Here is a 13,387-nt window from a genome sequence, read left to right on the forward strand (position 1 = left end):
TCGTTGTTCACGTAAGATGGACGGACAACACGCTGACAGGTCGACAGGGAACATGATTAAACCGCTTTTCAGGCAAATTTCCATCACGCTGCTGCTATTGTTGCTGGTGGCCCTGGTGCAAGACGGCAGTCTGGATCGGATAGGCCATGAGCAGACCGAGGCGGGATTCAAGCGGGCGCTGCTGGTATTTGCTGTGAGTCGGGGGTTGAACGGGGTGATCTCGGTGGCTCAGGGTACCGAAGTGGCGGTGGAACCGGTGGGTATCGGCTTGAACTTTAAGCCGGGAGAGATACTGGATCCGATCAATGATCTGGTGGAGCGCTTCTCCTGGGTCATGCTGGCCAGCAGCGCCTCCTTTGGCATGCAACGCATCCTGCTGGATGTAATGGCCTCTCCTTGGCTGACATCGGGCGTGATATGGGCGGTTCTGGCGCTGTTGTGGGTCATCTGGTGGCCGGGCAAACGATCCCTCGGCGGAGTGGGTCAGTGGATTTGCCGTCTGGCTTTCGCCTTGTTGATCTTGCGCTTTTCCATCAGCCTGATCGCCATCGGCAGTGAACGTTTTTACCAGGCGTTTCTCGAGCCGCAATACAGCGAGTCGCGGGGCCAGTTGGAGTTGGCTGCCACGCATATCGGTGAAGTGAATCGTGAACTGCAGCCGGATCTGCCGCCAGCGGAGGATACGTCGCTGCTGGAGCGGGCCAAGCGGGTGTACGATTCCGCGACCAAGAGTATCGATCTGGAAGCCCGCATGGCGGCGTTTAATCAGGCGGCCGCCAATATCAGCGAGCACGCCATCAATATGATCGTGGTGTTTCTGATGCAGACCGTGCTGTTTCCGCTGTTTTCGCTGTGGCTGCTGTGGCAACTGCTGAAACGCGTGCTGCGGGCGCGTATGGGCTGGTTAAGGCACGACCCGCTGCCGCAGTCCGGCAACGAGGCGGCGCCCGAGTAAGTTATCTCAACTGCCGTGCAGTTCACGTGCCTGCAGGGTGTTTTCCAGCAGCGTCGCCACCGTCATGGGGCCCACTCCACCCGGTACCGGGGTAATCCAGGATGCCTTTTCGCTGGCCCCGGTGAACTCCACATCGCCACACAGGGTGCCATCTTCCAGACGGTTGATGCCCACGTCGATGACCAGCGCCCCTGGTTTAATCCATTCGCCCTTGACGAAGTTGGGCCGGCCGACCGCTGCCACCACGATATCGGCGTTGGCGATCTTTTCCGGCAAATCCTTGGTACGGCTGTGGCAGACGGTAATGGTGCAGCGGGCCGCCAACAGTTCCAGTGCCATGGGGCGGCCCACAATGTTGGATTGACCGATAATCACCGCATCCAGCCCTTCCAGCTTTTGCCCGGTGCGTTCCAGCATAGTCATCACCCCTTTTGGGGTGCAGGGGCGCAGGATCGGCATACGCAGTGCCAGACGGCCGACATTGTAGGGGTGGAAGCCATCCACATCCTTGGTCGGCAGAATACGCTCGGTGACGGTCTCCTCGTCGATCTGGGCGGGTAAAGGTAACTGAACCAAGATCCCATCCACATCTTCGCGGCTGTTCAGCTCGTCGATCTGGGCGATCAGTTCCGCTTCGGAAGTGTCCGCCGGGAGACGGCGCAGTTCAGAGAGAAAGCCCACCTCTTCGCAGGAGCGCTGCTTGTTGCGCACATATACCTGGGAAGCCGGATCCTCTCCCACCAGGATCACCACCAGACCCGGTGGACGCTCTCCTGCCTCGGTCATGCGGGATACGCGGGCCTTGATGTCGCGACGCAGATCGGCGGCGATAGCCTTTCCGTCAAGGATATTTGCACTCATGGGTGAGATTCCACTACAGTTTCAAAGGAAGGGGCGCATGATAGCGCGAATGCCTGGATTTTTCACCGCAAAGCGGCCGGTAAATGGGAATTTTTTCGTTGACTCGGTGCCGATGGCTGCGTATCATTCCGGCCTCTTCGCAAAGAGGCGGGGGTCCGGTATCGGGGTATAGCGCAGTCTGGTAGCGCGCCTGCTTTGGGAGCAGGATGTCGGGAGTTCGAATCTCTCTACCCCGACCAATTTTATCGATCATGCGCCCGTAGCTCATTCGGATAGAGCATCGGCCTTCTAAGCCGAGGGTAGCAGGTTCGAATCCTGCCGGGCGTGCCAAGTTCTTAACAGTTTATGGTGGGCGTAGCTCAGTTGGTAGAGTCCCGGATTGTGATTCCGGTTGTCGTGGGTTCGAGCCCCATCGTCCACCCCATAAATTGGGCCATTAGCTCAGCTGGTAGAGCAGTGGACTCTTAATCCATTGGTCGTAGGTTCGAATCCTACATGGCCCACCAAGTAGTAATGAAACCCGGACACAGCGTCCGGGTTTTTTGTTTTCAGATGCCTCTTCGAACCTACGACTTCAAATAAACTTGGTTCGACAGTGCAGCGAAGCGAAGCTGCAAGAGGTGGCGCAGCCGCCGAGTCATCCTACATGGCCCACCAAGTAGCAATGAAACCCGGACACTGCGTCCGGGTTTTTTGTTTTCAGATGCCTCTTCGAACCTACGACTTCAAATAAGCTTGGTTCGACAACGTAGCGAAGCTGCAAGAGGTGGCGCAGCCGCCGAGTCATCCTGCCCACCAAGCTGTAGCAAAGCCCGGACCCTGCGTTCGGCTTTTCTGTTTATGGAGGAACTTATATGGCGAAGTACAGGGATGTGCGGGGAGGATTCGTTTTTAGATGCCTACCTCTAACCTACGATTTCAATTAGCGTGTTGGATTTTGTCGTGACTGGCCGGCTACCTATTAGGAACTAGGATTTTAGGCTGGCGTCGTTCTTGAGCTTTTTGCTAAGCCAATTAATCAGTTCGTCAGCGGGGACTGGCTTGGAGAAATAAAACCCCTGCAGGTACTGGCACCGCTTATTGATGAGAAAATTAGCCTGCTCAACAGTTTCCACACCTTCGGCCACAACTTGCAAACCGAGACTGTCGGCCATCGCCAGTATCGCCACGACGAGAGAGGCGGCGTCGGCGTCATCCGTAATATCGCCGATAAAGGAGCGATCAATTTTCAGGATATCAATGGGGAAACGCTTCAGATAACTCAAGGAGGAGTAGCCGGTCCCAAAGTCATCGATCGACAGTGAGATGCCGAGGTTTCGAAATGCTTTCAGCCATGAAATGGCCTCATTGCTGTGCTCCAACAGTACCCCTTCGGTAATCTCCAGTGTAATACAGCTAGGTGGTACACCGGTCTCTTTAAGAATGGTGGCCATATCCCAGTGGGTAAAGCCGAGTTCTCTTTGACGTCCGGAGAGATTAATTGCCGCATCGATCAGATAACCGGCGTCATGCCACTCCTTTATCTGTAAGCAGGCATTCCGGACGACCCATTTCCCGATCGCGTGGATCAGTCCGGTCTCTTCAGCGAGCGGCACAAAGAGATCAGGCGAGATATAGCCCCGAGTGGGATGTTTCCAACGCAGTAACACTTCAACTTTGGTGGTACGGGCATCCGTTGCCTGTACGATCGGTTGGTAGTGGAGTTCCAGTTGATTCCGTTCCAATGCCCGTCGCAGATCCTGTTCCAATTCAACCTGATCTTTCACCTGTTCCTGCATGCCAGGAGTGAAGAATTGATAGCGGTTGCGGCCGGCATCTTTTGCACGGTACATAGCCATATCGGCGTTGCGAAGCAGGGTGGCGGTATCTTCCGCATCGTTCGGGTAGAGCGTGATGCCGATACTGGCGCCGATAAATATTTCGCGCTCTTGTAATAGGAAGGGTTGTGAAAGCTCTTGAATAATCTTATCCGCCACAATGGCTGCCGCGTTTACTTCAGTGATGTCCTGTAACAGGATGACAAATTCATCTCCACCAAAGCGGGCTACGGTATCCGCCTCTCTGACACTGGTGTGGAGTCGTTCGGCGACGGCGTTCAGCAGATCGTCACCGACCGGATGTCCCAGCGTGTCATTGACGGACTTGAAGCGGTCCAGGTCGATAAACAGCATGGCAAGCATCCATTTTTCACGGCGGGCAGAGATAATCGCCTGATCCAGGCGGTCAAACAGCAAAAATCGATTGGGAAGCCCGGTGAGGGCATCAAAATGGGCTTGTCGGCGGATGTGTTCTTCATCTTGTTTGCGGCGAGTGATGTCAGAGAAGACAGCAATATACTCTTTAATGTTGTCGTCGTTATCCTTGAGGGCAACGAGTGATAGCCATTCCGGAAACACATTTCCGTCTTTGCGCCGGTTCCAGATTTCGCCTGACCAACTGCCTCTTTCGCGAAGTTGCTTCCACATCTGTTGATAAAATGATTTGTCATGCCGTCCGGAGTTGAGGATGGACGGGTCACGGCCGATGACCTCTTCAGCCTGATAACCGGTGATTTGGGTAAAGGCCGGATTGACGGTTTTGATTCGGTTGTCTTCGTCGGTGACCATGATGCCTTCCGAAGTGGTCTCGAAGACCGTGGCGTTCATACGTAGCTGATCTTCTGCTCGCTTGCGGTCAGTGATATCTTCTTTCACCGCAATAAAGTGGGTAACTGAACCATCCTCTCCCCGGATGGGGGAGATGGATGCGGATTCCCAGAAGATGCTGCCATCTTTACGCTTATTGTGGAATTGCCCGCGCCACTCCTTGCCGGATTTAATGGTATCCCATAGATGTTTGTACTCTTCCTGTGATTTGCTACCTGACTTGAGGATCCGGGGATTCTGGCCGATGGCCTCTTTGGAGGTATAACCGGTGATCTGTTCAAACCTTGGGTTGACGTACTCGATGGTGCCGTTAGTGTCAGTGATGATCACTGAGGCCGGGCTTTGCTCTAATGCCCGGCTGAGCTTTCTCAACTCAATTTCAGACTGTTTGGACTGGGTGATGTCTGTTCGGACACAGACGGTTCCGCCATCACCTGTTTGATTGTCGCTGGCCATATACCAGCGGCTTCCTTCCAGCTGTTGGAGATAAGTCTTTTCCCTTGGATCGATTTTTCCCGACAGATTGGCGATGTCAATGGTATTGACGATATGTTTGCTGTTTTCAGTCTCAATGGTGTTTGCCTGTGCGCCGGGAAGTAGGTGGCCCTTCAGCCAGGGGTAAAACTGACTCCATCTCTGATTATGAACGACTAACCGACCACGTTTATCGAATAGGGCAAAGGCTTCAGATAGACTTTCCACCGCGTCATGTAACCGGCCCCAGGCTTGCTCTGCTTTTTTTCTCGCGCTATCCAGGCTGCGCAGGACCTGAGTGAGTGCAGTCAGGGAGAGGAGGGTCAGTGCCAAGAGAATGAAGCTGAAATTTTCGGCCCGTTTGAGACTTTCAGCGTAGAAGTTGTCGTACTCGCTGGAAATCTCCTCGAAATATTTTCGGCTGGGTATTTTGATATATTGCTTTTTTAACTCCACCAGGAAGTTCAGGTGTTTTATGGTGGCGTTGATATGGTGGAGAATATTGAATAGGAGATCGTGTTGTGGCTGTTTGAAGCTGACCTCTATAGTCAATAGTTCCAACTTACTTTTTATGTTTTCAAGCTCGGAGTGGCTGGTAAATAGCGTATACAACGCGATGTGATTCAGTAACTCGGTAATCTCTGTTTTTATTTCGTCATTGGTATCCTGTACCTCGCCAATCGCCGTCGGTAGATATTGCAATCCATTTTGGACTACTGCTGCACGGGATTTGATGCGTTCCATGACTTCGAGTTTTTGTTGTATGGTTTTCCAATAGGTGTCAATGGCACGGCTGATTTTTAAATTGGTCGACTTGAATGGGCTGCTCTGCGGGTCGCTGATCACTTCACCCAAGCGGATTAGCTGCCAACGCGTTTCAACCAACGAGTCATAATGCGTCAACTGGAAAGAGATAACCTTCATCACTTCCTGATCAAGTGCGGCTTCCTTATCTTTAAGGTGCAGTAGAAGGTCTGTCGTCGCGGTGTGTTGTTTGATGTTCACTGACCGCGTCTGTACGAATAGGACGACAGCGATGAAAATGACCAGGACAAGGAAAAGGGATTTTATTCCGCTAAACTTCGTGCTCATGGCTTCACCAATTGCGGGTGCGTGCCGACAAGACTTTTTAGAAAAGCCGCTATAGCGGAGACGTCTTCGTTCGGGATTTTTCGCCCAAGTTGATAACGCCCCATAATTTGTATGGCTTCTTCCAATTTGGAAACGCTGGCGTCATGGAAGAAAAATTTCTGCAAGGCCGCCAGGCGTAGGCTGGGTACTTTGAACAGGTGACGGTCATCGTCTATCCCGGAAACCTGATAACGTCCGAGATCCGCCTGGGTTAACTCGTCACCCCGGTCGCTAAAGTAATTGCCGATGGCTCCCATGTAACCGTACATGTTACCGCCGACATTTTTCCCCTGGTGGCAACTGGTACATCCATAATCCTTGAATAGCAGATAACCGTTTAGTTCCAGTTCACTGATTGCCGTCTCATCACCCAGCAGCCAGCGATCAAAGGGGGAGTTGGCAGTGATCAATGATCGTTCAAATGTGGCAATGGCATCGCGAATATTTTGTTCGGTAATGCCATCCTGGTAGATCTGGGAAAAAGCCGAGACCATTGCGGGATCGGCGTTGAGTTTGACCAGCACCTGTGGCCAGCTTGAGCCCATTTCAATCGGGTTGTTTATGGGGCCACCTACCTGCTCTTCCAGGCTGGCTGCACGGCCATTCCAAAATTGTACGAAATTGAATCCGCTGTTGTAGACCGTTGGGGCTTTTATGTCGCCGACGGCGCCACCGATTCCCTTGGAGCGGGGTTGGCCGTCAGAACCGTTGGTTTCAAGATTATGGCAGTGAGCGCAGCTGATACTGTCATCGGCGGAGAGGCGGACATCATGGTAGAGAATATTTCCCAGGTGAACCTTGCGGGAATCGAGTTCAATGTGCGAGGGTAACGGGAGTATCGGCTCATCTCTGGTGAGATGCCCGTCGGCCTGTACCAAAGGGATTGATACCAGTAGACCAACAGCAAACAGTAAACCTCGTAGAATCTGAATAACCATCTTGATTTTAAATACTTAAGTTTCTGCCTGCGCACTGACTATCAATATTCTCATTAACCTGTAGCGGCAATTTATCCCGGGCCTTTAGGTTCACTCATTATCCCTTGCCCATATCCGCAGGGAGTGAGAATTAAACCTCTTTTTAGCATGCGCTAGGGCTGGTGGGCTACCCAATCATTGGTTCGGCGCCACGGCTGTTCCACTTGCGCGCTCTCCTTAGGAGAGGGTTGCATCAGGCCCCAATGGGATTGATCTTCGTCTCTCAGAAAACCTGGTTCTATGGGCGTTGCTTGCGAAATAGTAGGGTGCGCAGTACTGTATTTCTGCTCAAAATTTCTGATTTTGATTGGGGGGTAAGATGCCGTGAATGATCAGCAAAAGAACTCGATGGGTAAGCGGGTGTTTGGCCATGGTTGCTTAACAGGGCGAATGGCTATCCTTTGTGCCAGCCTACTCTTTTGTGGCCAGGCGAATGCCTATGATGGTTGGTCGAGTGAATTGTCACATGCAGCAGGCGGCGCTGTAGTTGCCGGCGGAATCACGTTTTTGGCGGACAAGTACAGTTCGCATAGGGAAAATCGGGCGTGGATAGGTTTTGGTGTTAGCTCTCTGTTGTTTACCGCTGTGGAACTGACTACGCAAGGTAGCTCATATGGTAATCGGCTCGATATCGCCTCCCATGTGATAGGGTCTGCCGTCGGTGCATTTGCTACCGATAAGTGGATACTCAAGCCGGTGGTTAAACGCGAAAATGCCGTCAGCGCCTATTTTGGCGTAGAAACACGGCTCACCTTTTGAAGGTGTCGATATGACCTGATCGGATTGGTCGCAGGTTAGGTGTTTAATTTAAAAATCAGTCGAAGAGAAAAGCAGAAACCCGGACCCAGTTCCGGGTTTCTGTTTTCAGAAAGGGCATTCGAACGAGTGACCCATCAAACATTTTCAGGCTCTAGATGTGTTACTGGTATTGGACACTTAGTTCAAAGTTGTCAGCCGTCTGAACAGGTCGCCCCAACCGTGGGTGAAAATGACCAACAGGGGGATAATGGTGGCGAAGGTATAGAGTACATGGCGGATGCGTGCGTTGGCATGGTTCATCTCCATATAGTGATCAATCACCATACGGCCTTTAAATGCAATCAGGCCGGCTACCAACAGGGTTAACGGCCAGCCGGGGTGTCCGGTTTCGGCGAACCAGGCGCCGGCCAGCGTGAGGCCGATCAACAGTATCCAGATTTTTTCCGCATGGCCCATGATCACCTCAGTATGTAGAAAAAGGGAAAAATCACCAACCAGATTACATCCGTGGTATGCCAATAGACGGCTGCCGCTTCCAGGCCGCTATAGTCTCGGGAGGAGTAGATACCGCGACCGGTACGTAGCGCCACCCAGGCAAGTCCCAGCAGCCCCCAGAACACATGGACCAAGTGGTTGAGCGTGAGGTAGTAATAGACCGTGTAAAAGACGCCGGCCTGGCCGTCGACGCCGTGTGCAATGTTCCAGCGAATCTCGAAGAACTTCACCAGCGGATAGCCGCAGCCGAGTAGAAATGCCAACACGACCCAGCGCAGTGCCGTGGGGGAGGCGTCTTGTCGAATCGCGTGGACCGCTTTAACCATGCAGTAGCCGCTGGTGAGCAATAACATGGTGATGGTCACGCCGGCCAGGGTGAGCAGTTTATCCGGACCGCTCTGAAACGCCTCAGGGTGATGGACCTTGGCGACAAAGTAAACGATGAACAGCAGCAGAAATTCCACCAGCACGCAAAAAATCCCGACCCAGATGCCGCTGTTTCCAGGCACCCTGTTATCTGTGTCAGAGTCGATGTCTGTCGGCTCGGTTAGCGGTTCTGTCAAGGAGGGGTTCATGCTGTCCATTATTCATGAAGGTGATTTGGGCGATATGATGAAGGTCAAGCCGAGGAGGCGTGGTAGTCCTCTTACGCGGAATGACAGGCCCAGAGGGGGTATCCGAATATCTCTGGATGGCGTTCTTAGAAGAGCTTCATATAATTGGTGTAAAGTGGACTATCGATTGGAAAGTAGTCGCTTATGGCGGCCACGTAACGGTCGAACGGATTTATCACCCGGCCGATCTGTTTTCTTTGCTGTTTGGGTAGGTCGTAGCTGTTGAAGCGTACGGTGAAGGGTACCGGGTAGTCGGTGCCGAACAGGAGCTTGTCGTGCACCTGGGTCTGTTTGGATAGATGCCTCAGCGCCCGTGCCCGCATCGGCGCCAGGATGGCCGAAATGTCGGCATACAGATTGGGGTGTTGCGTCAGCATCTCCAGCAACTGGAAATAGTCCCGGTCGAAATGGGCGGGGTCTTTTGAAAGGTTGCGCCAGAATCGGAGCTTGTGGTTCAGCCGTCCCAGGCCCATGTGCGCGGCGATCACCTTGACGCCGCAGGCCAGGGGCAGGTCGAGCATGCCGATCCCCTCGAACTGGCTGAAGGAGTCGATGCTGTACTCGCTGCCGACATGGATGATCAGCGGAATGTTGTGTTGCCTGATTTTTTCGTAGTAGGGGATAAAGCGCGGGTCGTTGAGATCTACGCCCCAATAGTTCTGCAGGAATTTGGCCCCGCGGCAGCCGTCTTCCATGTGACGGTCGATCAGCTCCAAGGCATCGGGGCGGCGAGGATTGATCGAGAAGAAGGGGATGAACTGGTCCGGATGGCGCCGGGCCACGGCAATGACATCCTCGCTCATGGCGCAAACGGTGCGGTCGCGGTCGATTTCACGTCCCCGTTCGTCCAGACGGACATCGACGCCGAACAGGCAGCACTTGTCAACGTGCTGTGATTCCCTGATCGAGGTCGCCATGGAGGCGACGTAGGTTTCGTAGGGGCGCTGCACCAGCTGTTTGGGGTCGGCCCCCAAGCTGCGGGCAAACAGCGGGATGGTGATCTTGTCATACAGTCGATGGAAGCTGACTGCGGGGTTCAGCAGATGGGTATGGATATCGACCGTCTTCATGCCGCCACCTCCGCCAGGGCGATCTCCCGGGCTCGGTTGAAATTACTTTTGCCGCTGCCCAGTTTGGGAATGGTCTCCACGGCCACCAGCTGGGCCGGCTTCATCAGCGGGTTGAGGTCGGTCTGGTTGATCAGCGTTTTCAACTCATCCTGAGTGATGTTGCCAGCAAACAGCAGGATCACTTTCTCGCCTTTCTTGTCGTCGGGCACCGTGGTGGCCAGGATTTCGGCATCCTCCGGTAGCCGGACGCCGATGGCGCCCTCGATGGCGCCTAGGCTGATCATTTCGCCGCCGATCTTGGCGAAGCGCGAGTAGCGGTCGACGATGGTGAGGAAGCCGTCGCTGTCCAGGTGCCCCTTGTCGCCGGTTTTGTACCAGCGGGTGCCGTCCATCTCCACGATCACTTCGGCGGTCTTCTCTTTGTCCTTGAGGTATCCCAGCATTACCTGGGTACCGCCGAACAATATCAGGCCGTCCTCGCCCGTCGGCAGCGGTGCCAGGGTGTCCGGATCGACAATGCGGAAGCTGCCGCCGGGCAGGGGCAGTCCCACCGTGCCCGGCCGGTTACCCTCCTGGACATGCCAGCCCTTCAGGTCCAGACGGTCGGGAATATTGACGCTGGCCACCGGCGTGGTCTCGGTGCTGCCATAGCCTTCGTAGATCTCCTTGTTGAACTTGAGTTTGAAGCCGTCGCGCACTTCCGGGTTGAGCCGTTCGGCCCCGGCGACCACCACCCGCAGGGAATCAAGCATCAACGGGTGGATGCGGCGGTTACGGGTGAATAGGCGCAGAAAGGTGGAGGTGCCGCAGAAGATGGTGGCGCGCTGGCGGGCGATCGCCTTGGCGATGGTGAGTGCGTCAGTGGGGTCGGGATGGCACACCGCCGGAATGCCCTCTACCATCGGCATGAGGCCGGTCACGGACAGGCCGAAGGCATGAAACAGCGGCAGGGTTGCCATCACCACGTCTTCATGTCGGGCATCCAACACGTCGGTGACCTGGCGTATGTTGGCCATGATGTTGTGGTGGCTCAGTACAACCCCCTTGGGGTCCCCTTCGCTGCCGCTGGAGAACAGGATGGCGGCCGGTTGTTGAGTGTCCACCGGCTTGCCGAACAGGCTGAACAGCAGGCGGGCCGGCAGTAGCCGGGCGGCGCCGATCAGACCCAGCTTGGCACCAGGGGTGATCGCCCCCTTCATCTCCTCCAGATGGTGCACCCGCACCCGGGACAGCAGCGGCTCCAGATCGATGCCCCGCTGTTGCAGTTTCTTCATAAACCGGCTGGAGGTGTAGAGGTTGCGAATCTCCGCTTTCTCGACAGCGGTCAACAGCGCCTCGGGACTGGCGGTGTAGTTTAGGTTGATCACGGTCTTGCCCTGCAGCAGCGCGGCCAGGTTGGTCATCACGCCGGCGCTGCTGGTGGGCAGCAGCAGCCCGATGTGTTGCTCCGGACTCTGCTTTTTGATCAGGCGGGACAGTCCGATGACGCCGGCGATCACCTTGTGCCCGGTCAGGGGGGAGCCGCCGCCGGCGTCGCTGAGACACACTTTCGAGCCCATCCGCTTGGCGCTGCGCAGCCAGGCCAGCGGGATGCTGTCCAGGGTGTGGGTGTAGTGCTCCCAGCTGGCGATGGAGAGTTCGAACACCCGCTGTTTGAGCTCCTCGGCCGGCGTGTCCATCGGTAGCGGCTTGCCGAAGGCGACGATGACGTTACCCCTAAAACCGTTGTTGCGCAGCTCCTGCAGTTTTTTGCTGGAGCGGGAGAAGCGGCTGCCCCAGAGGCCGCGTAGGTAGAAGGGCAGAATAATGCCTTCCACATCTTCAACGCAGCGCTCGTAGCCACGCTTGAACTCGCCGAGTTGACCGTTACGGCTGATCGCCCCCTCGGGGAACAGGCAGACCACTTCGCCGGCGTGCAGCAGGGCATTGATGGTTTCCAGCGCCTCTTTGCTCTGGCCGCTGGCAATCGGCACCACGCCAAACAGATCCAGGAACCATTTGATGTACCAGCGTTGGTAGATGGATCGCTCCATGACGAAACGCACCGGCCGGGGGCAGGCGATCTGCACCATGGCCCAGTCCAGCCAACTGATGTGGTTGCCCAGTAGCAGCACGCCGCCCTGGCCCGGCAGGTTTTCGAAGCCGATCACCTCAATGCGGTGGGTGCTGGAGAAAAGGCGCGCAATGACGAAACGCACCAGCGATTGCGGCAACTGATAGGTGGTGTAGATCGCCCCGAGCAGTGCCGTCAGCGTGAGCAGGTGGAACAGCCCCCGGGTACCCATGCCCTGGATCGCGAACAGTACGGTAAGGCCGAGAAAGCCGAGCATCACCAGGTTCTGTACCCAGTTGTTGCCGGCCAGCACTGTGCCCAGCTCCTCGTCCCGCGCATGGAACTGGATCAATGCATTGAGCGGCACGATAAACAGGCCGCCGGAGATGCCCAGTAGCAGGAAATCCAAGATCAACAGGTTGGTCGAACGCAGCTGCGGAATGAACGACAGGGTGACGACGATGCCGAGGGCACCGAGCGGGACCAGACCGGTTTCGATATAGTGCCTGGAGGCACGTCCGGCCAGCAGCGAGCCGATAATGATACCGATGCCTGTGCAGGCCATGATGCCCTGGATCACCACGGTGTTTTCCATGCTCAGGGACGCCTTGGCCAGGGCCGGAAACGCGGCCAGCACCACCTGGGAGATGCCCCAGAAAACCGACAGGCCGACGATGGAGAGCCAGATGGCGCGGCTACCCAACAGCTTGTTGAAGTTGTCCCGCAGGCAGTGGCCGCTGCGATAGCGCTGCCAGTCGAATTGCAGCGCGGGGGCTTCGGCCTGCACCGGCTGCAGGCGCAGGGTGAACAGGAATTCAATCACGGCACAAATGACCAGTACCCAGCCGATCGGCGCGATGGCCTGCAGCAGCTGCTGGCTGTTGCTGTATTCGATACCCGCCAGGCGCTGCTCGAACAGCACCGAGAAGACAAAGATACCCGACAGGATGGCTACGATGGTGACCGCCTGCACGATGGCGTTGGCGGTGGTGAGGTTCTCCTTGCCGGTCAGCTCCTTGATGTAACCGTACTTGGCCGGTGAGTAAAAGGCGCTCTGCACCGCCAGCAGAAAGGTCAGGCCAAAGGCAAGTTCAAACCAGCCCAGGTGATAGGAGAGCGTAACCAGCAGTGCCATGGCCACCGCCACCGCGGCGCTGACCTGCATCACCTTCGGTTTGCGGAATTTGTCGGACAGAAATCCAGCCGGGGTGAAGAGCAGGATAAACGGCAGCAGGATCAGCCCATTCACCAGCGCGGTGAGAATGACCTGGGTCTGACCGTCGTAAATCTTGAACACCGTATCCTGGATCAGGATCTTGTGGCCCAGATCGATAAAGGCGTTGAAAAAGACGA

Annotated in this window: 9 protein-coding genes and 4 tRNA genes; 6 read left to right on the top strand and 7 right to left on the bottom strand. The window is 55.5% G+C overall.

What is annotated here, in order from left to right; all coding sequences use genetic code 11:
- Positions 1-52: 52 nt before the first annotated feature.
- The gene (locus ACQY5R_RS15350; RefSeq protein WP_428609918.1) at positions 53-955 is read left to right on the top strand and encodes a hypothetical protein; all 903 of its coding nucleotides are present in this window, start codon (positions 53-55) and stop codon (positions 953-955) included.
- A 6-nt stretch (positions 956-961) separates the two neighbouring features.
- Here ACQY5R_RS15350 and folD read toward each other — a convergent pair whose 3' ends face one another.
- Entirely contained in the window at positions 962-1,816 is an 855-nt protein-coding gene (gene folD, locus ACQY5R_RS15355; RefSeq protein WP_428609919.1) for a bifunctional methylenetetrahydrofolate dehydrogenase/methenyltetrahydrofolate cyclohydrolase FolD, read from the bottom strand.
- A 162-nt stretch (positions 1,817-1,978) separates the two neighbouring features.
- Here folD and ACQY5R_RS15360 point away from each other — a divergent pair.
- From ACQY5R_RS15360 to ACQY5R_RS15375, 4 genes are all read left to right on the top strand, one after another.
- Positions 1,979-2,055 (top strand) — tRNA-Pro (locus ACQY5R_RS15360).
- Positions 2,056-2,069: 14 nt separating this feature from the next.
- Positions 2,070-2,146, top strand: a tRNA-Arg gene (locus ACQY5R_RS15365).
- Positions 2,147-2,164: 18 nt separating this feature from the next.
- Positions 2,165-2,240 (top strand) — tRNA-His (locus tag ACQY5R_RS15370).
- A 6-nt stretch (positions 2,241-2,246) separates the two neighbouring features.
- Positions 2,247-2,322, top strand: a tRNA-Lys gene (locus ACQY5R_RS15375).
- Between the two features lie 462 nt (positions 2,323-2,784).
- Here the strand turns inward: ACQY5R_RS15375 and ACQY5R_RS15380 are convergent.
- Entirely contained in the window at positions 2,785-5,940 is a 3,156-nt protein-coding gene (locus ACQY5R_RS15380) for an EAL domain-containing protein (RefSeq protein WP_428609921.1), read from the bottom strand.
- Between the two features lie 83 nt (positions 5,941-6,023).
- Positions 6,024-7,004: a cytochrome-c peroxidase gene (locus ACQY5R_RS15385; protein ID WP_428609923.1), complete on the bottom strand. Its 981-nt coding sequence runs from the start codon at positions 7,002-7,004 to the stop codon at positions 6,024-6,026.
- Positions 7,005-7,367: 363 nt separating this feature from the next.
- Between ACQY5R_RS15385 and ACQY5R_RS15390 the strand changes: the two genes are divergently transcribed.
- Complete coding sequence (locus ACQY5R_RS15390; RefSeq protein WP_428609924.1) at positions 7,368-7,802, top strand: hypothetical protein; 435 nt, start codon at positions 7,368-7,370, stop codon at positions 7,800-7,802.
- A gap of 177 nt (positions 7,803-7,979) precedes the next feature.
- On the opposite strand, the gene ACQY5R_RS15395 is transcribed toward ACQY5R_RS15390, so the two are convergent.
- The 4 genes from ACQY5R_RS15395 to ACQY5R_RS15410 all read right to left on the bottom strand — a co-directional run.
- Complete coding sequence (locus ACQY5R_RS15395; RefSeq protein ID WP_428609926.1) at positions 7,980-8,258, bottom strand: cytochrome C oxidase subunit IV family protein; 279 nt, start codon at positions 8,256-8,258, stop codon at positions 7,980-7,982.
- A gap of 2 nt (positions 8,259-8,260) precedes the next feature.
- Entirely contained in the window at positions 8,261-8,767 is a 507-nt protein-coding gene (locus ACQY5R_RS15400; RefSeq protein WP_428609927.1) for a cytochrome c oxidase subunit 3 family protein, read from the bottom strand.
- 230 nt (positions 8,768-8,997) lie between these two features.
- On the bottom strand, positions 8,998-9,981 hold the full coding sequence (locus ACQY5R_RS15405) for an amidohydrolase family protein (protein ID WP_428609928.1): 984 nt from the start codon (positions 9,979-9,981) through the stop codon (positions 8,998-9,000).
- A partial coding sequence (locus tag ACQY5R_RS15410; protein ID WP_428609930.1) for an acyl-[ACP]--phospholipid O-acyltransferase occupies positions 9,978-13,387 on the bottom strand: 3,410 nt, incomplete at its 5' end. The genes ACQY5R_RS15405 and ACQY5R_RS15410, both read right to left, overlap by 4 nt.

The sequence above is a fragment of the Sedimenticola sp. genome (assembly GCF_050289425.1).
Lineage (GTDB): Bacteria > Pseudomonadota > Gammaproteobacteria > Chromatiales > Chromatiaceae > Sedimenticola.

Excerpts from the sequence above, each read along its gene's own strand:
- ACQY5R_RS15395 (WP_428609926.1), bottom strand. The coding sequence starts at position 8,258 with ATGGGCCATGCGGAAAAAATCTGGATACTGTTGATCGGCCTCACGCTG.
- folD (WP_428609919.1), bottom strand. The coding sequence starts at position 1,816 with ATGAGTGCAAATATCCTTGACGGAAAGGCTATCGCCGCCGATCTGCGT.
- ACQY5R_RS15405 (WP_428609928.1), bottom strand. The coding sequence starts at position 9,981 with ATGAAGACGGTCGATATCCATACCCATCTGCTGAACCCCGCAGTCAGC.
- ACQY5R_RS15385 (WP_428609923.1), bottom strand. The coding sequence starts at position 7,004 with ATGGTTATTCAGATTCTACGAGGTTTACTGTTTGCTGTTGGTCTACTG.
- ACQY5R_RS15350 (WP_428609918.1), top strand. The coding sequence starts at position 53 with ATGATTAAACCGCTTTTCAGGCAAATTTCCATCACGCTGCTGCTATTG.